General features: G+C 53.9%; 22 protein-coding genes. 19 read left to right on the top strand and 3 right to left on the bottom strand.

Translation table 11 applies throughout. The annotated features are described in order from the left end of the window. The first annotated feature begins 88 nt into the window (after positions 1-88). The 3 genes from M2298_RS26420 to M2298_RS26430 all read left to right on the top strand — a co-directional run bounded on the left by M2298_RS26420 (position 89) and on the right by M2298_RS26430 (position 1,863). Entirely contained in the window at positions 89-1,189 is a 1,101-nt protein-coding gene (locus M2298_RS26420; RefSeq protein ID WP_280649293.1) for a threonine aldolase family protein, read from the top strand. Between the two features lie 12 nt (positions 1,190-1,201). After that, entirely contained in the window at positions 1,202-1,411 is a 210-nt protein-coding gene (locus M2298_RS26425; RefSeq protein WP_122962187.1) for a hypothetical protein, read from the top strand. Positions 1,412-1,476: 65 nt separating this feature from the next. Beyond that, the gene (locus M2298_RS26430) at positions 1,477-1,863 is read left to right on the top strand and encodes a VOC family protein (RefSeq protein WP_173599708.1); all 387 of its coding nucleotides are present in this window, start codon (positions 1,477-1,479) and stop codon (positions 1,861-1,863) included. A 56-nt stretch (positions 1,864-1,919) separates the two neighbouring features. Here the strand turns inward: M2298_RS26430 and M2298_RS26435 are convergent, their stop codons facing one another. Then, positions 1,920-3,011 (bottom strand): helix-turn-helix transcriptional regulator, encoded by a 1,092-nt coding sequence (locus M2298_RS26435; RefSeq protein WP_122962189.1) that lies wholly within the window; start codon positions 3,009-3,011, stop codon positions 1,920-1,922. A 145-nt stretch (positions 3,012-3,156) separates the two neighbouring features. Between M2298_RS26435 and M2298_RS26440 the strand changes: the two genes are divergently transcribed. From M2298_RS26440 to M2298_RS26495, 12 genes are all read left to right on the top strand, one after another. Continuing rightward, complete coding sequence (locus M2298_RS26440; protein WP_280649294.1) at positions 3,157-4,152, top strand: ABC transporter substrate-binding protein; 996 nt, start codon at positions 3,157-3,159, stop codon at positions 4,150-4,152. Beyond that, a complete protein-coding gene (locus M2298_RS26445) occupies positions 4,127-4,909 on the top strand; it encodes an ABC transporter permease (protein ID WP_280649295.1) in 783 nt (260 codons plus the stop codon). Before M2298_RS26440 ends, M2298_RS26445 begins: the two co-directional genes overlap by 26 nt. After that, complete coding sequence (locus M2298_RS26450) at positions 4,885-5,652, top strand: ABC transporter ATP-binding protein (protein ID WP_280649296.1); 768 nt, start codon at positions 4,885-4,887, stop codon at positions 5,650-5,652. Before M2298_RS26445 ends, M2298_RS26450 begins: the two co-directional genes overlap by 25 nt. Further along, entirely contained in the window at positions 5,597-6,313 is a 717-nt protein-coding gene (locus M2298_RS26455; RefSeq protein ID WP_280649297.1) for a class I SAM-dependent methyltransferase, read from the top strand. The genes M2298_RS26450 and M2298_RS26455 overlap by 56 nt, the downstream gene beginning before the upstream one ends. Before the next feature lie 5 nt (positions 6,314-6,318). Then, a complete protein-coding gene (locus tag M2298_RS26460) occupies positions 6,319-7,731 on the top strand; it encodes an MFS transporter (RefSeq protein WP_280649298.1) in 1,413 nt (470 codons plus the stop codon). Positions 7,732-7,817: 86 nt separating this feature from the next. Next, a complete protein-coding gene (locus M2298_RS26465) occupies positions 7,818-8,906 on the top strand; it encodes a saccharopine dehydrogenase family protein (RefSeq protein ID WP_280649299.1) in 1,089 nt (362 codons plus the stop codon). A 255-nt stretch (positions 8,907-9,161) separates the two neighbouring features. Beyond that, on the top strand, positions 9,162-9,797 hold the full coding sequence (locus tag M2298_RS26470) for a nitroreductase family protein (RefSeq protein ID WP_280649300.1): 636 nt from the start codon (positions 9,162-9,164) through the stop codon (positions 9,795-9,797). A 42-nt stretch (positions 9,798-9,839) separates the two neighbouring features. Further along, positions 9,840-10,790 (top strand): ring-cleaving dioxygenase, encoded by a 951-nt coding sequence (locus M2298_RS26475; protein WP_280649301.1) that lies wholly within the window; start codon positions 9,840-9,842, stop codon positions 10,788-10,790. Then, positions 10,787-11,395, top strand: a complete 609-nt coding sequence (locus M2298_RS26480; RefSeq protein WP_280649302.1) for an alpha/beta hydrolase — start codon at positions 10,787-10,789, stop codon at positions 11,393-11,395. The genes M2298_RS26475 and M2298_RS26480 overlap by 4 nt, the downstream gene beginning before the upstream one ends. Before the next feature lie 215 nt (positions 11,396-11,610). Next, the gene (locus M2298_RS26485) at positions 11,611-12,291 is read left to right on the top strand and encodes a response regulator transcription factor (RefSeq protein WP_122962198.1); all 681 of its coding nucleotides are present in this window, start codon (positions 11,611-11,613) and stop codon (positions 12,289-12,291) included. Then, positions 12,288-13,682 carry a sensor histidine kinase gene (locus M2298_RS26490; protein ID WP_173597925.1) on the top strand — a complete coding sequence of 465 codons (1,395 nt, stop codon included), beginning with the start codon at positions 12,288-12,290 and terminating at the stop codon, positions 13,680-13,682. The genes M2298_RS26485 and M2298_RS26490 overlap by 4 nt, the downstream gene beginning before the upstream one ends. Positions 13,683-13,802: 120 nt before the next feature. Beyond that, positions 13,803-14,489 carry a sulfite exporter TauE/SafE family protein gene (locus M2298_RS26495; RefSeq protein ID WP_217023388.1) on the top strand — a complete coding sequence of 229 codons (687 nt, stop codon included), beginning with the start codon at positions 13,803-13,805 and terminating at the stop codon, positions 14,487-14,489. Between the two features lie 21 nt (positions 14,490-14,510). On the opposite strand, the gene M2298_RS26500 is transcribed toward M2298_RS26495, so the two are convergent. After that, the gene (locus M2298_RS26500; RefSeq protein WP_173599714.1) at positions 14,511-14,957 is read right to left on the bottom strand and encodes a FixH family protein; all 447 of its coding nucleotides are present in this window, start codon (positions 14,955-14,957) and stop codon (positions 14,511-14,513) included. 138 nt (positions 14,958-15,095) lie between these two features. On the opposite strand from M2298_RS26500, the gene M2298_RS26505 reads away from it, so the two are divergent. After that, positions 15,096-17,282, top strand: coding sequence for a heavy metal translocating P-type ATPase (locus tag M2298_RS26505; protein WP_280649303.1), 2,187 nt, complete (start codon positions 15,096-15,098; stop codon positions 17,280-17,282). 12 nt (positions 17,283-17,294) lie between these two features. On the opposite strand, the gene M2298_RS26510 is transcribed toward M2298_RS26505, so the two are convergent. Continuing rightward, positions 17,295-17,660, bottom strand: coding sequence for an ArsR/SmtB family transcription factor (locus M2298_RS26510; RefSeq protein ID WP_063229102.1), 366 nt, complete (start codon positions 17,658-17,660; stop codon positions 17,295-17,297). Between the two features lie 220 nt (positions 17,661-17,880). On the opposite strand from M2298_RS26510, the gene M2298_RS26515 reads away from it, so the two are divergent. From M2298_RS26515 to M2298_RS26525, 3 genes are all read left to right on the top strand, one after another. Continuing rightward, positions 17,881-19,086: an FAD/NAD(P)-binding oxidoreductase gene (locus M2298_RS26515; protein ID WP_280649312.1), complete on the top strand. Its 1,206-nt coding sequence runs from the start codon at positions 17,881-17,883 to the stop codon at positions 19,084-19,086. A gap of 49 nt (positions 19,087-19,135) precedes the next feature. Beyond that, complete coding sequence (locus M2298_RS26520) at positions 19,136-20,557, top strand: MBL fold metallo-hydrolase (protein WP_280649304.1); 1,422 nt, start codon at positions 19,136-19,138, stop codon at positions 20,555-20,557. Positions 20,558-20,832: 275 nt separating this feature from the next. Further along, positions 20,833-21,132: a hypothetical protein gene (locus M2298_RS26525; protein WP_063229105.1), complete on the top strand. Its 300-nt coding sequence runs from the start codon at positions 20,833-20,835 to the stop codon at positions 21,130-21,132. Positions 21,133-22,781 lie beyond the last annotated feature (1,649 nt).

A 22,781-nucleotide genomic window follows, 5' to 3' on the forward strand; every position in this document is an offset into this window, starting at 1 on the left:
AAGATATGGTATCTTGGAAGAAGGGGCATGGCAAAGCCGCATGCAAACAATCGCAGCCTACTCAGCTGGAAAAAGGGGACCTGTCGACATGGAAGATCAGAAAACGTTGCTGCAAGCATTCAATCAGACGACCTATCAGTTAGCTGGGCACAGCAAGAGAGATATCCGCCAATTGCAGCTTGTTTTTCAGGAGCTGGATGGCGACCTCCAGGCGGATGTGTACGGAACGGGAGCGGTCATCGAGAATTTTCAGCGTAAAATGGCAAAATATTTGGGAAAAGAATCCGCCGTCTTTTTCCCGAGCGGTACGATGGCACAGCAAATCGCCATGCGCATCTGGTCCGAGGAAAAAGGCATCAACCGGGTGGCGTACCATCCGCTTTGCCATCTGGAGATTCATGAAGAGGAAGGGCTGCGCAAGCTCCACGGCATCGACGCGGTGCTGCTTGCGGACAAACACCGGGTAATTGCGCTGGACGATGTCCTCGGCATGACGGAGGAGATTTCCTGCCTGCTATTGGAACTCCCGCAGCGTGAAATCGGCGGACAACTGCCGTCCTACGAGGAGCTGCAAGCAATCTCGCGCCACTGCAAGGAAAAAGGCATCCGCTTGCATCTGGATGGAGCAAGGCTTCTGGAAATTTTGCCATACTATCAGAAAACGGCCGAGGAAGTATGCGCGTTGTTCGATAGTGTCTATATCTCGATGTACAAAGGAGTCGGCGGCATCGCCGGAGCGATTTTGGCCGGAGACGAGACTTTCACGAAAGAGGCCGTGATCTGGAAAAGGCGCCATGGCGGCGATCTGATCAGCTTGTATCCGTACATTTTGACTGCCGAAGCCAACTTTGAAGCGAGAAAGGGCAAGTTCGGCGAGTATTACGAGCAGGCCAAAGACCTCGCCGGCAGATACAACCAATGCCACGGCGTCACCACCATCCCTGCCGTACCTGTATCAAACATGTTCCATGTGCATGTCCGTTTGCCCAAAGAGCGTTTCGAGCAAATTCTTCTTTCCATTTGCGAGGAGACAGGCGTAGGAATCTCCCATTATGCGCGGAAGGTAGACGAGCATTCCAGCTACTACGAAGTGAGCATAGGCGATCGCTATGCGAACGTTCCCGCAGAAAAGCTGGCAAGCGTCTTTCAGGTGCTCGATCAGAAGCTGAGAGAGGCGTGCCAGGAATAGAAGGGAGCTTCCATGACTGTAGCGAATGGATTTTGGATCAGACCGTATGAGCAAGACGACTTTCCTGCTATCGCCGCTTATTGCTTGCCGGAAGAGCAGGCTATTTATACTTCGCTGCCAGTTGACGTCGTTGCGGTCTCGCAAGCGAATGCCGAGCAGCGAGCTTTTGTCGTGTATGGCGAGGAATGGATTTTTCATCTTGCCTTGCCCAAAGACAGGTAGGTAGGAAAGCAGCCCATCGGGGGTACACTAGCGAAATAGGCTGAAAAGTAATCAGGAGGTTCCTTATGCGAATCAGTTTGGCGAGTGTTTTTGTAGACGATCAGGAAAAGGCGCAAAAGTTTTATACGGAGATACTCGGTTTCGTGACCAAAATGGACATTCCGATGGGAGGGGCCAAGTGGCTGACAGTGGTGTCTCCGGAAGAGCCGGACGGTGTACAGTTGCTTCTGGAGCCGAACGGAAATCCGGCTGCATCGACCTACCAAAAAGCGATTTTTGAGCAAAACATCCCTGCGACGGCGTTTGAAGTGAGTGACGTCAACAAAGAGTACGAGCGCTTGACTCAGCTCGGCGTAGTTTTCAAGACGCCTCCGACCGAGGCTGGAAACGTGATCCTCGCCGTTTTGAACGATACGTGCGGGAACCTGATCCAGATTTATCAGATGACATGATCGCAACAACAAAGCAGCCTGATTGCACCGGAATAGTGGTGCGACCAGGCTGCTTTTCATTTCCCTTCGCTTGCCTCCACGCCGAATCTCGAAAACAGCTGCCAGATCAACTCGCGTCTGCTGGATACGCCTGTTTTCACAAAAATCGACTTCAAATGATCCTGCACCGTGTAGGCAGAGATGTGCAGCCTGTGCGCAAGCTCTTTGGTAGAGAAGCCGCGCACGATCAGAGCGAGCAGCTGTTTTTCACGCTCGGACAATCCGTAAGCCTCGCACACAATCGGAAGAATATCGGCTGGCTTGGCCGGGCTGAACAAAACCGCCAGATGGACAGCTCCGTCCTGGCCGTGCAGCGGACTTGCCTGAATCGCGACATAAGGGCCATCAGGCATGCGGATGCACACTTTTGCCATGGACGCTTTCGGGTCAGACTCGTTCAATTGCGCCAACGCCCGGGAGCAGACAGCGCGCACTGGTCGCGGCAAGGTGCGGCGATCGATCGACTCCCACTTGCGCAAAAGCGAAAGCCATCTGTCTGCGGTCGTGTTGGCCGATTGGATCGCCAATTGATCAGACATGAGCAAAATCCCCGTCTCTTCCTCCATCCAGGAAGTCTCCTCGGCAGGCAGGGACAGGCTCGTTTTTCGCAGCTGGTAGGCGATCAACGGTGCCAGCTCCGCCATCCACTCGCGCTCTTCCTCGCTAAAAAAAGGCCGCCCCTGAAAGCGAAACAACGTTAAAAATCCCCAGCAAGCTCCATCGTACTTGAGCGCCGCACGCAGTTCATCGGCAAATCCGGCAGGGAACAGGACATGGCGGTAACGCGCGCTGCGCACAAGCTCGCCTCCGGTTGCCTGATGAAGCGTGGCGACCGCTTCTGCTGACTGGCTCAACTGATCGTACCGATTGAAGTCTTCACGCAGGTACTCATATTCAAAAATCCCGTGATGAATCGCCTCAATCCCGTCCTCGGTTATGGCCCCTGTAGACAGAAGCGTCTGCGGGTCTACCGCCGTGCAGCACGCCCCGTCAAAAGGCACGAACTCCCGCAGCTCCTGCAAAAGCGCCGTCCGGTAGTCCTGAGAAGAGGAATGCCGCTTTGCCAGAGTCAGCAGTTTTCGTTTGCTTGCTTCCCATTTTGCATTCATCTGTGCTCTCCTGTGCGTGTAGATTCAGTGGATTCGCAGAAAAATCCCATATTTGTGGGATGGTGCTCCTATCGTGCATCTCTATAATTGAGAATAATTCTTAATGAAGAGATGCCAAAAGTCAACGAGGAGTTGGAGAGTTGCTATGAAATCCATTTACCGCCACGCTACCCGCATGTTTGCAAGCAGTCTGGCTGCGCTGATTCTTTTGACTGGTTGCGCCACAACGAACACGGCAACTAACATAGCCGAGCAGCCGGGTCCTGCTGCCAGCCCTGCCGCGATCACGCTGCTTACGCCCAAGGCACCGTCTCTGATTCCTGCCGTCTATATGGAAAAGACAGAGGCAGACGGTACGTTCCAAATAGCCAAATGGGATTCCATAGAGCAACTGCTGGCTGGCATACAGGGCAATGAAGCGCCATTGTACGCTGCTCCGATCAATGTCGGGGCCAATCTGTACGCAAAGGGAATGCCGATCCAGCTGCTTCACGTCAACACGTACGGCTCGATGTATTTGATTTCGCTTGACCCAAACGTGCGCGAGCTTTCGCAATTGAGCAACGAGACGGTCTATATCCCGGGGCAAAGCGGGCCGCCCGATATTTTGACGCAACATCTGCTTGCCAAAAAAGGACTGCAAGGCAAAGTGAACCTGGCCTACGGCGCAATCCCGGACATCATGCAGCAACTGGCGGCGGGCACAATCAAGCACGCTGTGTTGCCTGAGCCTGTACTGAGTGGCTTGCGGATGAAAACAAAAGGAAAAGTGAGCGAAGTCGTCGATTTTCAAAAAGAGTGGCAGGCCGAGTTTGGACAAGACTTGCCGCAAACGGCCGTTTTCGTCAATCGCGACTGGGCCAAAACGCATGCAGCGGATATCGCCCGCTTCGAACAGTCGTATCAGGAGGCTGTCCGGCAGGTCAACCAGCAAGCGGGCGAGACGTTGAAAATCGCGGCAGAAGAGTTTGGCATGCCAGAGGCGGTGCTGGCTTCTGCTCTGCCCAAAATTACGCTGCTTTATAAGGACGCGCAGACAGCCAAACCGGAAGTGGAGCGTTACCTGGGCGTTCTGTTGCAAATCGCTCCCGATTCGATTGGAGGATCAGTGCCAGATGCCGATTTTTACTACGGCTCGTAACAACTGGCCGAGCGGCCTTACGTACTTGCTGTTGCTTTTGGCTTGGGAGGGGCTGTCCCGCGTGTATCCTCCTGTCATTTTGCCGGGGCCGTGGGAGAGCTTGCAGACGTTGATTGGCTTATACGAAAAAGGCCGCCTGATGGAGCCGCTGCTCTACTCGTTTCTCAGGCTCGCAGCGGGCTTCGGTATCGCTTTTTTGCTTGGAACCGGGCTTGGCGTCTTCGCAGGCGCACAAGAGCTGGTGTTCAAGCTGGTTAGCCCGGCCGTTTCCGTGTTGCAGGCAGTTCCCCCCGTTTCCTGGATGCTGCTTGCCATTCTCTGGCTCGGAGTGAACGGCGGGGCGCAAATTTTCGTCGTGACGCTGGCCCTGTTTCCGCTCTTCTTTTTCAATTCCTTGCAGGGCGTGCGGCAATTGCCCAAGGAGCTGCTGGAGATGGCGCGCGTCTTTTCGGTCAATCGCCGCAAGCAGCTCGTGGATATTATTTTGCCAGCGCTCGCTCCGTTCTGGTCGGCTGCGCTTACCGTCAGCGTCGGCATGGGCTGGAAAACGATCGTCATGGCGGAGCTGATCAGCGGGCAGACGGGGATCGGAGCTTCGATGAACACAGCGCGCATTTACTTGAAAACGGAAGAAGTGATGGCCTGGACATTGCTCGTTGCCTTGTTCGGGATGGCCTTGGAAGTGCTCGTGCGCAAAATCACCCGGCCGCGCGAAAGGAGGGGGAGCGCCGCATGCGATTTACAGGAATCTCGTTGAAATATGGAGCTGGCCGGCTGCTTTTCGATAACTTTTCGCTGGAGGCAGCCAAAGCTCAAGTGACGTGCCTGATGGGAACATCGGGGATTGGCAAAACGACTCTGCTGAAAATGGCTGCCGGGCTGATCCGGCCTGCGCAGGGAGTCATTTCGCGCGATGAAGGGGAACGGCTGGGCTACGTTTTTCAGGAACCGCGCCTTCTGCCTGAGAAGACGGTGCTGGAAAACGTCCTGTGGGTGTTGGAGCAACGGCAAGAGCAAGAACAAGAGCGGGTGCTTGCCATGCTGGATGCTGCTGATTTGAGTGCGGTGCTGCACGCATACCCTGACCAGTTGAGCGGCGGGATGCGGCAGCGCGTGTCGGTCGTTCGCGCTTTTGCCGCGCGGCCTGGACTGTTGTTTATGGATGAGCCTTTTCAAAGTCTGGATGCTGCTACACGAGCTGGCATGCACCAGTTGTTCAGGAAGCTGTGGGAAAGCGAGCAGCCGACCGTTTTGCTCGTGACACACGATCTGGACGAAGCGCTCGCTCTCGGAACGCGCATTGTTGTGCTGGGAGGCAGGACAACGCACATTTTGGCTGATGTAACGGCAGCTTCGGTGGAGCAACATGGCGGCACGTACTTCTCGCAAGCAGATCAGCTAAGGCTTTGGCAATTGACGACAGGAAAAGACGGGAGAGAGACAGATGACAGAAAAACAGCGGCCTTTAAGCTGGCACCATCCAGAAGTAGCGAAATATGAGCAGACAATCGCGCTGAAAATTCCCGGGTACGCCTACTTGTACGAAATGACGGAGCGCCTGCTGGGAGCGCAGCTGCCGCAAACCGGAGAGCAGAAGCACATCCTTGTTGTAGGCGCTGGCGGCGGTCAGGAAATCGTGACGCTGGGAGCAAAACATGAGCATTGGACGTTTACAGGTATTGATCCATCGGTGCAAATGCTCGAACGCGCCCGGCACAGAACGGCTGGCGCGGACTTGGCTGCGCGTACGGTTTTGCACGAAGGAACGGTCGACGTGCTGCCGGAACAGACAGTCTACGATGCGGCGACATGTCTGCTCGTGCTTCATTTTGTCAAAGGTCTTGCCGCAAAAAGAGAGCTGTTGCAGCAGATTGCGGCACGGCTGAAGCCAGGCGCCCCGTTTTGTCTCGCAGCCATTGCTGGCGATCCGCAGTCGCAGGCGTTTGCCATGCAAATGCAAGCCTGGCGCACGCATATGACCGACAACGGCATTTCGCTTGCCGAGTGGGAGCGTTTTGCTGCCTCCATGGGCCAAGAATCTGATCCGATCCCAGCCTGCCAAGTGCAAGAGCTGATGGAAGAGGCTGGGTTCGAGCACAGCTCGCGCTACTTCGGTTCTTATCTGATCAATGCCTGGTTCGCGGTCAAAAGTAGCAGGTGATGATGATGCAAACAGGCGTGCAGCTTCAGACGCTTATGAGTGCGAAACAGCGCTTTTTCATGATGACAGCGATCTGCCTTGGAGCTTTTTTGTCGCATTTCACGGCAGGAGTCGTCAACGTGTCGCTGCCTTCTTTTACGCAACTGTTTCAGACGGAGTTGGGAGTGGCCCAATGGATTACGACCGGATATTTGCTCGTCATCGCTTCGCTGCTTCCCGTCATGGGCAAGCTCGGTGACCGATACGGCCACCGGATGCTTCACAACTACGGCTTTTTGCTCTTTACCATCAGCTCGGTTCTCGTCGCATGTTCGACGACGATTGCCACATTGCTTGTCCTGCGGGTCGTGCAAGCCGTCGGTGCGGCGATGTTTCAGGCTACGAATATCGCTCTGATTACACTGCTGCTGCCAAAGGAAGTGCGTGGGAGAGCGCTTGGGATTATGAGCACGGCTGTAGCGCTCGGCGGGATGACTGGCCCGATTGCCGGCGGATTTATCGCTTCTGCATGGAGCTGGGAATGGCTGTTTCTCGCGCATGTTCCGGTAGCGGTTGTAGCGACTGTGCTTGCGTTTCGCTACATTCCTGTTCACTTGCCGAAAAAACAGGCGAAATCAATCGATGTTTTTGGCTCGGGCTTGTTCACGATTGCAGTCAGTTCCCTGATTTTTGCGATTTCTGGCGGAAATGAATGGGGCTGGCTATCGGCGCGGCAAATCATGCTTTACGGCCTTGCCATCGTCGTGCTCTGGCTGTTGATCTGGCGAGGACGCCATCAGGCAGAGCCGTTTTTGCCTGTCGCGGTTTTTCGGCTTCCTGCTGTCTCGACAGGGCTTTTGATCAGTTTTGCTTCGTTCGTGTTGGCCAACCTGGTTTTGGTCGTTATGCCGTTCTACCTGCTTGATTATGCGAAAATGTCTTCTCTGTCAGCTGGCTATCTGCTCACAGCGTACCCTCTGCTGCTGGCATTGACGGGGCCGCTTGGGGGCTGGGCCGCCGACCGTTATCAGGCTCAAGCCGTTGTACTGGCCGGACTGGGGAGCATGGGAGCAGGACTGGCCGCTTTGGGAGTATGGCTTGGGCACATGTCCGCGGTTGAACTGATCGCAGCGATTGCGCTGGTGGGCGCCGGGATGGGGCTGATCGCCTCGCCAAACAACAGTTACATCATGAAGCACGTTCCGCTGGAGCATGCCGGGGCAGTCGGGGGCATGATCGCGCTCACCCGAAACGCAGGACTGGTGACAGGCGCGGCACTTGGCCTGGGGATGATGAACGGACAAACAGCAGGGGCGCAACCAGATTTGGAAGCGTACAAAACCGTGTTCATCATGGGCGGCTGGCTCAGCTTATGCTGCCTGTGCATCTGGGGGTATGCGACCCGTAGCAACGACCGGAAAAAGCGAGCAAACGGATAGCGACCAGACGGATGCCAGGCTTCAATCGTTCCAGTCCACGCAGGGGGCAGGGCCGAGAAGCTTTTACAGAAGAGAGGACGAGGCGCATGAAAAAACAAAAAATCCTGGTGGTGGGCGGTTACGGACATGTAGGGGCAACGATCTGCAAGGAACTCGGGGAGCTGTATCCAGGCCAGGTGTATGCCGCCGGGCGCAGCATGGAAAAGGCCGAGGCTTTTTGCCGGGAAACAGCGGGGAAAGTGCGCCCTCTCGCGTTCGATCTTCGACAGCCGCCAGAGCAGGAGCTGCTTGCGGAAGTAAAGCTGGTGGTGATGTGTCTGGACCAGCATGATACGGCATTCGCCGAGCAGTGCCTTTTGAGCGGAACGCACTACATCGATGTGTCTGCATCCGGTGCCTTTTTGACCCGCCTGGAGCAATGGGGCAGGCGTTCCCAAGCGAAGGTTACAGGAACTGCCGTGCTCAGTATCGGACTTGCGCCGGGCTTGACGAATCTGCTCGCAGCCCATGCGCATCGTTTGCTGGAAGAAGTGACGGAGCTGGATATTTTCATCATGCTCGGTTTGGGAGATCGGCACGGCAAGGCGGCGATGGAATGGACCGTAGACCATCTGTGCACGCGCTATGATGTGACGCAAGATCATCGCCGGGTGAGCGTAGAGAGCATGACAGACGGCAAACTGGTCGATTTCGGAGCAAAACTGGGGAAAAAGAAAGCGTACCGCTTCCCTTTTTCCGATCAGCAGACACTCGCCGGAACGCTCGGTGTAGCGTCAGTCTCCACACGGCTTTGTTTTGATCAGGAGTGGGTGACGAGAGCAGTGGCTGCGTTTCGCCGCAGCGGAATTTGCCGACTGCTCAAGCGGTCAGCGGTACGGAAAGCCGTCGTGGAATCGTTTTTGCGCTGGAAATGGGGAGACGATCTATTTGCCATCAAGATCGAGGCACGGGGAAAAGCGGGCAATCACGCGGCAATGGCGACGTGTCAATTGCAAGGGCGCGACCAGTCATATATGACGGCAAAAGTGGCCGCATTTGCAGCTAAAACACTCTACTCGGAAGATTTTCCGCAAGGCGTGTACCATATTGAACAGTTGTTTAAATGGGAACAAATGCGGGCATGGCTGCCAAAAGAAGCGGATTTGCAGGTTTCTGTAAGCGAATTGCCCCGATAGATGAAGCAGGGCCGGGAGAAAAACTTTCTTCTGGCCCGAAAGGTTGACAACGAGTCATGCTGGCTCTATAATTATCTTAAATTAAAGATATTTACTGCACGCGCTCATCAGCTTCTCGACCAACCAAGTTTGTTGCAGTCAGTATCCTCAAGGGCAATCGTTAAGTTGTTTTTTGTGTTAATATCTTAAATTAAAGATTTTTAAAAATGATGATAATGGCACACACCATTCGGTGATGTCGAGGAGGAAATCAAAATGAGCGAGTTTACTGCATTAGTGAAAAACCGGAGATCTGCCAATAAATTTATCCCTACTGAATCTATTACGACAGCTGAACTTGAGGAGATCATGTCGCTCGTCAAATTTGCCCCATCCGCTTTTAATCTCCAGCACGCGCACTATGTGATCGTGACCGAGCCAGAGACAAAGGAACGAGTATATGAAGCAGCACAGAGACAGTATAAGGTAAAAACTGCGTCCGCTGTCATCTTGGTGCTCGGCGATCTGGAGGCGTACAAAAATGTGGGGCCAATCCACGAGGGGCTGCTGCATTTGGGAGTCATGGATCAGCGCGAATACGATCAAACTGTATCGTCTGTCCATTCCTTCTACGAAGCTGGTGGAGATCAGTTCAAACGGGATGAAGCGATTCGCAATGCCAGCCTGTCGGCCATGCTCTTCATGCTTGCCGCCAAAGACAAGGGCTGGGACACGTGCCCGATGATCGGCTTTGATCCGGAAGCAGTCCGCGATATTTTGCGCATTCCGGATCGTTATGTGCCGACGATGATGATTACGATCGGAAAAGAAGATACAGCGAGCCAACGCGTGAGAGGGTACCGCAAGCCGGTAGGGGAGTTCGTCAGATACAACACATTCCAGGCCGAATAATCGAGAAATAGAAGCAAAAATATATGAAGGAGGTCATCAGCTATGTCTCAACAAACAGCAGGTATTCATCATATTACAGCCTTTGTCAAAAATGCACAGGATAACGTTGATTTTTACGCAGGCATTCTCGGTCTGCGACTGGTCAAAAAAACGATCAACTTCGATGCCCCCGAAGTGTACCATCTGTACTTCGGCAACGAGGTGGGCAGTCCCGGAACGGCGATCACTTTCTTCCCGTGGGAAACGGCGCGACATGGCCGCATAGGCGGTGGACAAGTCGGCTACACTACTTTTCTCGTTCCTGTCGGCTCGCTCGATTTTTGGGAAAAGCGTCTCGACAAGTTCCAGGTGGAGTACCGCCGCATAGAGCGCTTCCAGGAAATCTATCTGCAATTTGCCGACAAGGACGGTTTGCAACTGGAGATTGTCGAGCGCGAAGGCGGCCCCGCGAGCCAGTGGACGTTTGGAGGTATTCCCGCTGACAAGGCAATCAAAGGATTCGGTGGGGCGATTCTGTACAGCGTTGCGCCGAAGCACACGATGGAAGTGCTGGAAAAGCTGATGGGCCTGACCCGAGTCGGCGAAGAAAACGGGCTTGTCCGCTTCCAGGCACCCGGCGACCTTGGCAATATCATTGATGTCAACGCCGAGCCAATGCCGAGAGGCGCAGGCGGAGCAGGAACTGTGCACCATATCGCTTGGCGGGCGAAGGATGACCAGGATCACCGCTTGTGGCAATCACGAGTGGCGCAGTCCGGCTTCCATCCTACCGATATTATTGATCGGCAGTATTTCCACGCCATCTATTTCCGCGAGCCAGGCGAGATTTTGTTTGAGATTGCCACTGACCCGCCAGGCTTTGAACGAGACGAGCCATTCGAGTCGCTCGGTGAAAAGCTGATGCTGCCCGAATGGTATGAACCACATCGCGCCGAGATCGAGCAGGGACTGCCGCTGATTGCTGTGCGCGTGCTTGCGGAGGACAAGGAATGAAACACATTTTTCGAAAAGGAAGCGATCTCGCAGCCCCCACTCTGTTGCTGTTGCATGGAACAGGAGGGGACGAAAACGATCTCGTGCCGCTGGCTGAGCTGATTCATCCCGGCGCTTCTATTCTCAGCGTCAGAGGCAACGTCCTGGAAAACGGCATGCCCCGGTTTTTCCGTCGCCTGGCAGAGGGTGTGTTCGATGAGGAAGATTTGGTGTTCCGCACGGAGGAGCTGCATGAATTTTTGAATCAGGCAGCGGTCAACTACCAGTTGGACAGGGAGAATATCGTCGCAGTCGGATATTCCAACGGCGCGAACATTGCCGGAAGCTTGCTGTTCCATTACGCCAATTCGTTGCGCGGGGCGGTGCTGTATCATCCAATGGTGCCAAGGCGCGGGATTCCCCTGCCTGACATGAGCGGCATCCCGGTGTTCATCGGGGCGGGAACGAACGACCCGATTTGCTCTCCCGAGGAGTCGGAGGAGCTGAAGCAGCTGTTGGCAGCGGCTGGGGCCGATGTGACTTTGCACTGGGAGTCATACGGTCACCAGCTGACCAGGCTGGAAGTGGACGCTTCCGCCAACTGGTTTGCAGAGACGTTTAACTAATAAGAATGGAAGGCCATTGTTGCTTAGGCAGCGATGGCTTTTTGTTCATCTGCCGTTCATATTCCCTAACTATACTGATGAAAGCAACCTTGCGTCCCTTTTTCCGCAACGGAACTGAACCGGAAAAATTGCGTAAGGGACTGCATCGCGGGAGATGCTACCCGTTATAATCAGATCATCAGCCTTGAGATAGACACGGCAAGGGGAGAAGCCTGATGAAAATGACGATCTTGGTCGCAGATGACGATGCGCACATTCGTGAACTGCTGAGATTTTATTTGGAAAAAGAAGGATACCGCGTGCTGGCTGCCGCAGATGGGAGCCAGGCATCCGTTTTGCTTGAGCAGGAAAAAGTTCAGTTGGCGATCGTCGATGTGATGATGCCGGGGAAAAACGGCTGGGAGCTGTGCAAGGAGATTCGCGAATACTACGATATTCCCGTCATCATGCTGACGGCAAAAGGCGAAGTGAGGGACAAGGAAAAAGGATTTTTGGCCGGAACGGACGACTACCTCACCAAGCCGTTCGAGCCGACGGAATTGCTGTATCGGATCAGGGCCTTGCTGCGCCGCTACCAGATGGTCAGCAAGCAGGTCATTGTCATGCATGATACCGTCATCGACCGGATGAGCCACGTTGTAAAAATCAAAGACGAAGTCATGCATCTCCCTCTCAAGGAGTTTGAACTGCTCGCCCAGCTCGCCAGTTTTCCCGACCGGACTTTTACGCGGGATCAACTGCTGGATTTGGTGTGGGGAGGAGATAACGAGAGCGACAGCCGCACGATCGATGTGCACATCAAACGGCTGCGGGAAAAATTTACGGACAAGACCGATGACTTTGTCATTTGCACTGTTCGCGGCCTCGGCTACAAGCTGGAGGTGCGCGGCGGATGAGATCCCTCTACTTTCGGGTCGTGCTCATGTTCGTCGCGATCGTCATCATCAGCGGGACGCTCGGCTTTCTCCTTGCCAACGAATATTACCAGCGCAACATGCGCACGTACAATGAACAAAAAATTACCCGGATCGGCCAGCAGATCATCGATTTGTACGAGCATAATGCCGCCAGTATGGACTTGCCTGCGTTTATGACCCATGTAGCCAATCTCAATTTTCAGCTGTATCTCGTAGACGAGAACGGACAAGTCCAAACGTTCGGAGCGCCTTTCCGCGACCAGCAGATTGAGCCGCAGATCGTACAAAAGGTGCTTGCCGGGGAAACGTACAGAGGAATCGCCGAAGAACAACACGGATTGTTCGTTACCGGATTTTTTGAAAATACGCTGAAAAACAGCATCGGTTTGCCGCTGGAAGCAGAAGGACGGAAATACGCCTTGTTTGTGCGGCCCAGCATCGAGCAGCAGTTTGGCGAGGTCCATGTGATGTTTGCCGTGTTGCTTGTCGCCATGTTTTTGCTCAGCTTGATGTTTATTCTGATATTCACCCGCTATTTGGTTCGGCCGATCCAAAAACTGAGCCAGGCGACGAAAAAACTGGCGGAAGGCGAGTACGAAATCCAGCTCGACATCTCGCGCCGAGACGAAATCGGGGAGCTGGCGGCCAACTTTGCGCAGATGACAGAATCGTTGAAGCAGCTCGATGACATGCGCCAAGAGTTTGTTTCCAACGTCTCGCACGAAATCCAGTCTCCGCTTGCTTCCATCCAGGGATTTTCCCAGGCGATCCGCAGCGGCGGCATGCCAGAGGCGCAAAAGGCGGAGTATTTGGCGATTATCGAAGAAGAGAGCAGGCGACTCTCCTCACTGAGCAAACAGCTTTTGACGCTCGCTTCGCTGGACAAGGAAACGGGCTTGTACGAGCCGAGCGAATATCGGCTGGACGAGCAGTTGCGACAAGTCGTACTGCTGCTGGAACGCCAATGGCAGCAGAAAAAGCTGGAGCTAGAGCTGGAACTGCCGGACACACTCGTCACCGCAGACAAGCAGCTGTTCAATCAAGTATGGATCAATTTGCTGTCCAACAGCATCAAGTTTACTCCGCCGCATGGCACCATTTTTGTCTCGATTCGGCAATCGCCCGACATCGCCGTCATCATCCGCGATACAGGGATCGGCATTTCGGAGGAGGAGCGCCAGCACATTTTCGAGCGCTTTTACAAAGGCGACAAGTCCCGCAACCGGGAAGCGACAGGCAGCGGACTCGGTTTAGCCATCGTCCAGAAAATTGTCCAGGTTGCAAAAGGCAGCATCGAAATCGACAGCCAAACAGGAGTCGGCACGACTATCAAGGTCACTTTGCCAGCCCAGGAACGCCCCCGCAAGTAAGACAAGCCGGGGGCGTTTTCATTTGCCGCGAAGTCATAAATACTAGCCGCAGCCATTACGTTAGGAAAAGGATGCGTGATTGCATGACCGTAAAAATAATGGAAAAAGAGGGGCTGCGGGATGAATGCTGGACTGTACGACTACTGGCTCGTCTTTGTGACAGGCTTGCTCAGCGCTCCTCACTGCATCGGGATGTGCGGCGGGATCATGTCCACCATGACGCTTCAATCCAAAGCGTCGCTTGCGCAAACGATCCTGGCATACAATGCGGGGCGAATTGTGACGTACATGGCCGTAGGCGCATTTATGGGCTTTGTCGGATCGTTTGTGAATGCGGCAGGAGTCGTAGTCGGATTGCAGGGAATTGCCAATATCGCCGGAGGGCTGTTGATCATTCTCTGGGTCGTCAAAAAAGTGGCGCTGCCTTTGGACAAATACAGTCCGCTCAAACTCCCCGCCGCGCAAAAGCTGTTGCAATTGCAAAAAGAGCGGCAGGGAACAGTGCCTGTGCTGGCAAGCGGACTGCTGCTGGGCTTTTTGCCCTGCGGACTGACGTATACGATGCACATGAAAGCCGCCGCTACTGGCAGCGTCCTGCAAGGGATGACGACCTTGGGCGTGTTTGGCTTGGGCACTTTGCCCGCGCTCGTGGCAATCGCGTTGTTTTCACTGGTTTTGTCGAAAGCATTTCGCTCCAAGGTGATGGTCATGGGCAACGCTCTTGCGCTCTGCATCGGGATATTGTCCGTCTTGCGGGGAATGGCCATCAACGGCTGGATTCCCACCGTCAATCCGTGGCTGTGGTAGTCATTACAATGCTTTTAACTATTATGGCTCCACTTCAAAAGAATACGCTGTGCTCATGGCTGTGCCGTCCATCTCGAAAGTAATCGTAGCCAGCCATTCTCCCAGCATGGTCGGCACGATTTGCGCGACGTATTCGCCTGCTTTTTCCTGCGTCGCTTCAAAGACGATAGCGCCGTGGTCCATATTGGGCATGGTCAGGGACACGGAGACTTTTGCGTTGGCCAGCTTGGCTGCATGCTCGGCTGGCACGGTAATGCGCAGCGTGTTTTCTTTCACGTTTTTCGCCGGAGCCGGATCAAGCTCGACCTGCAACGGGATGGACAGCTCCGCAAGCATTGGCGTATCCGTTTTTTGTGCGAGAGCAGTGCTGGCGTGTTCAGCATGATCCGCAGAAGCGCAGCCAACGAGTGCAAGGAGAACGGACAACAGCAGGGACGACAGCCGAAAGAATCCGGATTTTCGCAGCATTCTCACCACTTTCCCATGAGTTACAAGCTTCCCTATCGTATTCATGACAGTTGCCATTCATACTTCATCTTCTACTGAATTGTCCTGCCGCATAGGTTGGACATGAGGGCATGTACGGAAGCTGAAGGGGAGTTTTTCATGACCATCAACCAAACGTATCAGGTCACAGGGATGACTTGTGCAGCGTGCGCCAACCGGATTGAAAAGCGGCTGCGAAAAGTTCAGGGCGTCCAGGAAGTCCACGTCAATCTGACGACCAACAAGGCTCGGGTAGCCTTTGATCCTGCGCAAACCAACGATCAGGAGATCATGACCAAGATTGAACAGCTCGGTTTTTCCGCGAGTTTGAAGCAAGCAGAGCTTCAGGAGGAAAAAAAGCTGCTGCTTCGGCGGTTTATTTTCTCGGCTATTTTGACGATCCCGCTTTTGTGGGCGATGGCGGCGCACTTTTCCGTCCTGTCATTCATCTGGGTGCCGAGCTTGTTTCTTCTGCCGCTGTTTCAGTTTGCACTGACGCTGCCGATCCAGCTGTTTATCGGGCAGTCGTTTTACATCGGGGCGTGGAACGCGTTGAAAAACCGTTCCGCCAATATGGACGTGCTGGTTGTGCTGAGCACCTCGACCGCCTTTTTGTACAGTCACTATTTGACGTTTACGATCATCGGGCAGGAGAGTCACGGTCTGACAGTCTATTACGAGTCTTGCGCCGTCATTTTTACGTTTCTGCTCCTGGGCAAATATTTGGAGGCGATGGCGAAAGACCGGACGAAAAATGCCATCGGACAGCTTCACCAGCTTCAACCGACGATGGCGCATGTCCTGCGCGGCGATGAGGTGCGGGCTGTTCCGGTAGCAGAGCTGGCAACGGGCGATATTTTCATCGTCAAGCCAGGCGAGCGGATTCCGACAGACGGAATCGTGCTGGAAGGGCACGCGAGCGTCGATCAGTCGATGTTTACCGGAGAGAGTCTGCCTGTGGAAAAATGGGGCGGCCATTCCGTAATCGGCGCCACGTTGAACCAGAGCGGCTGGCTCAAGGTAAAAGCGACAAAAGTAGGCGAGGATACCGCGCTGACGCAAGTGATTCGCACCGTGGAGGAAGCGCAGCTGTCCAAAGCCCCGATCCAGAGAGTGGCGGATGAAATCACGGACGTGTTCGTGCCGATTATCATCGCGATTGCCGTTATCACTTTTGTTGCCTGGTACTACGTCTTTACCGCGCAAGATTTGGGCGGCGCGCTGGAAAAGGCGATCGCTGTCCTGATCATCGCTTGCCCGTGCGCACTCGGTCTGGCTACGCCCATGTCGATCCTGGTGGTGTCTGGGCGGGCGGCACAGATGGGCATTTTGTTCAAGCAGGGAAAATTTTTGGAAGTGCTGCAAAAGGTCGATACGGTTGTGTTTGACAAAACGGGAACATTGACCCGAGGGGCTCATCAGGTCGTCGGGATTAATACACGCGGATGGAGCGAGGCGGCGTTTTTGCGTCTGGTGGCCGGGGCGGAGTTGACCTCTGAGCATCCGTTGGCGGCAACCATCGTGGCTCATGCCAAAAAACAAGGCTTGTCCATTCCGGCAGCTACGTCCTTCGCATCCCTTCCCGGCTATGGGATCGAGGCGACTGTGGAAGGCCATACGGTTGTAGTCGGATCTTCCAAGCTGCTGACCCGAAAAAACATGGACATCGCCCCTTTGCAAAGTCAGGTGGAGCTTCACGGTGCGGAAGGAAAAATGGTGCTGCTGGTCGGCATTGACGGGCGTTTGGCTGGATACGTGGTGCTGTCGGATCAATTGAAGCGAGACGCGAAAAAAGCAGTCGCCCAGCTGAGAAAAATGGGCAAGGAAGTCATCATGATTACCGGAGACAATCCGCATACGGCGGCAAGCGTGGCTAGACAGGCCGGCATCGGGCAAGTGTACGCCGGGGTGCTGCCTGCGCAAAAAGCGGAGTTGATCTGGGAGTTGCAAGCAAAAGGGAAAAAAGTCGCCATGGTCGGCGACGGGATCAACGATGCGCCAGCCCTGTCCGCAGCCAGTGTCGGCATTGCCTTGGGCACCGGAGCCGACATTTCCAAAGACTCGGCAGATGTCATCATCATGCACGGAGAGGTACGCGGCGTTGTCCACGCCATCAGGCTAAGCCAAATGGCGATGAAAAATATTCGGCAAAACTTGTTTTGGGCGTTTTTTTACAATGCCATTGCCATCCCGGCGACGATGCTTGGCTTTTTGGCTCCGTGGCTTGCGGGCATCGCCATGGCGTTCAGTTCGCTGTCGGTAGTGCTGAACTCTTTGCGCATGCGCAACAGGCGCATGGAAAAATAAAAAACCGAGCCATCAGGTAGCTCGGACATTCGCTTTCTGTTCTTTTGCGTGCTCTACGCCCGCGAGGATCAAGTGGCGCACATGGTCATCGTCGAGCGAGTAAAAGACGAGCTTGCCTTCCTTGCGGTACTTGGCCAACCCCATATTGCGAAGAAGCCGCAAATGATGCGAGGTGTTGGCGATGGAACTGCCGATGATGGCTGCCACGTCGCAGACGCAAAGCTCGTCTTCCATGGACAGAATATGAATGATTTTCGCCCGGGTGTCGTCCGCCAGCGCTTTGAATATTTTCGCTACCCCTAATGATTCGCCAGCGTGCGGCTTCAAGCGACTGACCTTTTCTTCGTCGTAACATTGAATTTCACAGATGTCGTCCATCGTTATAATCACCTCTTGCCCACTACAATGTTCTACTATTATAGACATTCACATGAAAAGAGAAAAGATAGCGGCGCACTGATCAGGGGGCAGCCCCGTATTTTTGGATGCAAAAGTTTGGCAGCATCGTTTTTTGCTTGATCAAGCAACTTGGCTTGTCTCTTGCCATATGAATAGGCGAAGGGTTGTTTCTCATCCAATACAAGGAGGGGTGAGCGTGATGGAAGCAACGCAAAGGACACGTTACAAGCTAGTGATTGTAGGCGGAGGCAGTGCAGGCATATCGGTTGCGGCGCGTCTGCTGCGCCAATCACGCGCGTTAATCGGCCAGATCGCCATCATTGATCCTGCAAGCAAGCACTATTATCAGCCGTTGTGGACACTGGCAGGTGCGGGTGTCGTCAGCCGGGAGTCGACGGAGCGCGACGAAGCCTCCGTGATTCCCAAAGGAGCGGTCTGGATACAGGATGCCGTCACCAAATTTTTCCCCCAAAACAATACCGTCATGACAACGTCGGGAACAGCTGTGCATTATGATTTTCTGGTTGTCGCCGCTGGCATCCAGATCGATTGGGGTAAGGTAAAGGGACTGAAGGAAAGCATCGGCAAGCATGGGGTGTGCAGCAATTACTCGTATGACTACGTCGAGAGCACGTGGGAGCAAATTCGCCATTTTCAGGGAGGCAACGCGCTGTTTACCAACCCGAACACTCCTGTGAAATGCGGCGGAGCACCGCAGAAAATCATGTACCTCGCTGACGATTCCTTTCGCAAAACAAAGGTGCGCTCCCGCTCGACCGTGCGTTTTGTCTCCGGCGCAGCGGCTATTTTCGGTGTGAAAAAATACGCGGAAGCCTTGCAAAAAGTCATTGAAAGAAAACAGATTGAGACGATCTTCAAGCATAATCTCGTAGAAATCGTCGCGGATAAAAAGCAAGCCATTTTCGAGAACCTGGACACAAAAGCGCAAGTAGCCATGCCGTACGAGATGATCCATGTCGTGCCGCCGATGAGTGCGCCGGATTTTATCAAGCACAGTCCGCTCGCTGCTGCTGACGGCTGGGTCGATGTCGATCCGTTCACCCTGCAGCATGCTCGCTTCCCCAACATCTTTGGCATAGGCGATTGCACCAACTTGCCTACCTCCAAAACAGGGGCGGCGATTCGCAAGCAAGCACCAGTCGTCGTGCAAAACGTCTTGTCGCTCCTTGAAGGAAAACCGATGACCGAGCGATACGACGGCTATACATCGTGCCCGCTCGTCACTGGTTACGGCAAATTGATCCTGGCTGAATTTGATTACGAGCTGAATCCGCGCGAGACATTCCCTTTTGACCAATCCAAGGAACGGTTAAGCATGTATTGGCTGAAAAAAGAGCTGCTCCCGCGGATGTACTGGCACGGCATGCTTCCGGGAAAGTTGTAGGACCACGCGAGCGGATGGCTGCTTGATAAAAGACAGGAGGCTGATTTTCATGCTGCTTAAATATTTTTACGATGAAAAACTCGCCCAGGCATCTTATTTGGTAGGTTGCCAGGCAACAGGGGAAGCGATCGTGATTGATCCGGCGCGCCATATTGAGCCATATGTACAGGCAGCGAAAGCAAATGGACTGAAGATTGTCGCTGCGACGGAAACCCATATTCATGCCGATTTCCTCTCGGGAGTAAGGGAAATCGGGGAAAGATTGGGAGCGACGCTGTATTTGTCAGACGAAGGCGGGCCGGACTGGAAGTATCGGTATGCAGCCCAGTACGAGCACCGCTTGCTGCGCGACGGGGAAACATTCCGCATCGGTCATCTGACGTTCGAAGTCCTGCATACACCGGGGCATACGCCAGAGCATATTGCCCTGCTTTTGACAGACAGAGGCTGGCCGGACACGGAACCGATGGGCATTTTTACGGGCGATTTTGTGTTTGTCGGTGACATTGGGCGTCCCGATTTGCTGGAAAAGGCGGCTAACGTAAGCGGCTCGGCTGACGAAATGGCGAGAAAGATGTTTCACTCGTTACAGCGGTTCAAGCAGCTTCCTGACTATTTGCAAGTGTGGCCGGGGCATGGGGCAGGCAGTGCGTGCGGCAAAGCGATCGGGGCTGTGCAGTCTTCGACGGTTGGCTATGAAAAACGTACGAACTGGGCGTTGCAGCATGAGCGTGAAGAGGAGTTTGTGCAGCAATTGCTCCAGGGCCAGCCTGAGCCTCCTACATACTTTGCGATGATGAAACATCTGAACAAAGTCGGGCCACAACCGCTGCAAGCGATAGCGGCACCTGTGCAGGCGGAAGCTTCCATTGGCGTGCTGGAAGAATGGAAGCAGCAGGGAGTAGTCATAGACGTCCGTCCGGCAGAAGCGTTCGCCCAAAAGCATGTGCCGGGCACTATCAATCTGCCCTGCGACAAGTCGTTCCCTACGTGGGCTGGGTGGCTGCTCGATTACGAGCGCCCGATTTTTGTGCTGGCCGAGACGCAGCTTGTTCCCGCCGTTTTGCACGATTTGCAGTCGATCGGGCTGGATCAGGTAAAGGGCACGATGGAGCTTGGCAGGGGAGAACAGCTTGCAGAACAGTCTGTTGCTTTTGAGCAGTATCAGGAAGTCACGCCAGAAGCGGTGGAAGAGCAGGTTCGGGCGGGGGAGCTATACGTGATTGACGTTCGTTACGAAAAAGAGCTGGCAGAGGGGCAGATCCCGGGCGCGAAGCACATCATGCTCGGCTATTTGCCGCAGCGCATGCAGGACTTGCCGCGTGACAAGCCAATACTGGTGCAGTGCAAGAGCGGCAGAAGGTCGGCGATCGGGGTGAGCTTGCTGAAAGCAAACGGCTTTTTACAAGTGCAAAATCTGAGCGGCGGCTTTGACGAATGGAGAAGGCGTGGGTTGCCTGTTACTCGGTGACAGAGGCTGAATAGGGCGCTGCTACCGGGCAGATCGCTATGTCGCGGGAGTCTTGGTGGTGTCTCTCCCTTTTTTTGTGTATACTCTTTTTGCAAAGATGTTGTTATTGACATTGGCCGTAAAGGATTGGCAGAATAAGGGTAGTTCTCTATAGGGAACGTTTGTTGCCGTTGAATGCATGCCAAGATAGGCATGGTGATGATGCCTGTCAACTCACGGGCTTTTCGTAACGCAACACTCTTTACGAAAAGAGCATAAAACAGGGAGAGAGAACGATGAGTTTCCAACAAAAGTGCACCAAGTGCCATTCCAAAAAAGTCGACTATACGGAAGCGATCAACCGTCGGCTGTATGTTGTGATTTACGCAGCGGTGCTGATCGTCCTTGCCCTCATTGGCATATCGGTACAAGGCACGCCTGTTATTTTCTTGTTTCTCGGCTTGATGGGTGCGTTTATCCTGTTTGCGGTCAGGATGTATCTGGAAAGGAAAAAAGTAGTCAAATGCGTCTGTCTCGATTGCGGCGAACGTTGGCAAACAACTCCCGTCGCTGTCTCCCAAAAGCAGATGAAGTAGCGAAGAAAGGCTCTCCGCCATTGTGGGGAGCTTTTTTTATTTAGTGTCTGGGGGCTAAGTACGGTTGTTGATCGCGGCTGTGGTGGAGGGAGGAAACAGGAGAAACCGCTGTAGGGACTTGGGCCTCTAGCGGGGAAGCGTGGACTGCCCGTCTCCGGCGAAAAAGGAAAACCGCGTCAAAAGCAGCGAGATCGAAGAAGCGGACGCACGTTGCCGCTTAAAAGCGTGTTTTCCTTTTTCACCTCCGTCTCGGAAGGAGTCCCAAAGCCCTTTCGCTTGTTTCTCCTGTTTCCTCGGCCAACGATAAGCTTTGGTCGGAAAGTGCTTATTTGAAAGTTGATCTGGGATGAAAATTTTCAGTGCGTTGTTGATCGCGGCTGTAGTGGAGAGAGGAAACAGGAGAAACCGCTGTAGGGACGTGGGCCTCTAGCAGGGAAGCGTGGACTGGCCGTCTCCGGCGAAAAAGGAAAACCGCGTCAAAAGCAGCGAGATCGAGGAAGTGGACGCACGTTGCCGCTTAAAGGCGTGTTTTCCTTTTTCACCTCCGTCTCGGAAGGAGTCCCAAAGCCCTTTCGCTTGTTTCTCCTGTTTCCTCGGCCAACGTTTAACTTTAGTCGGACATCGCTTTTGGATGGTTGATCAGGGGGGAAAAATCCAGGGCAGGAAATGAACGAGCTTTCCATAAAGGTGTTGCATGAAGCACTGTCTTCAAGAAGACTCTTACTCCTGTTTCTGGGCTTTTTTGAAACCCCGATCACCACCGCTAAAGTACCGATGACGCAGACTACAAAGCGTCAGCTCAAACAAGCTTTTTGGCATTGGCATTTTTCTTTGAAACCCGCGCCGACCACAACCAGCTCCTGACGAGGAAAGAGACGAAATCCGCGAAAGCTCTTTGGGATACCGACCGAGGTTCCGAGGAAAAAGCGAAACACGGTTTTAAGCGTCAACGTGCGTCCGCTTCTCTGAGTCCTCTGCTTTTGACGCGGTTTCGCTTTTTCCCCGGAGCCGTGCAGTCCAGGCCCCCAGCGGGTATCCCAAGAAGCTACAGCGATTCGTCTCTTTCCTCGCCACACCTAAAGTACCGATGACGCAGACTACGAAGGTCAACCCAATCAAGCTTTTCGTATTTGACATTTTTCCTTGAAACCCCCGATGACAACACCCAGTCCCTGACGAGGAAAGAGACGAAATCCGCGAAGGCTCTTTGGGATACCGACCGAGGTTCCGAGGAAAAAGCGAAACACGGTTTTAAGCGTCAACGTGCGTCTGCTTCTTTGAGTCCTCTGCTTTTGACGCGGTTTCGCTTTTTCCCCGGAGCCGTGCAGTCCAGGCCCCCAGCGGGTATCCCAAGAAGCTACAGCGATTCGTCTCTTTCCTCGCCTCACCTGAAGTACCGATGACGCAATCTACAAAGCATTACCCCAAGCAAGCTTTTTCGATCAAGCAGCTCCCCAAGCAAGCCTTCAATCCACCACTCAGCATTTCCCCGCCACACCGAAGCCCTTCATCATCTCCCGTTCCTGAATTTGTCAAATAAATAGGCGAAAAAAACTAAATTGAATCTTGAACCAGGAACTGGTATCCGATAATATAATAATTAAATGTTTGTTTGAATGTTTGTTGGATATATTCAGATGAGTTGGGGA

Origin of the sequence: Brevibacillus sp. 1238 (assembly GCF_029892995.1) — a bacterium.
In the GTDB taxonomy this organism is placed as follows: Bacteria; Bacillota; Bacilli; order Brevibacillales; family Brevibacillaceae; genus Brevibacillus; species Brevibacillus parabrevis.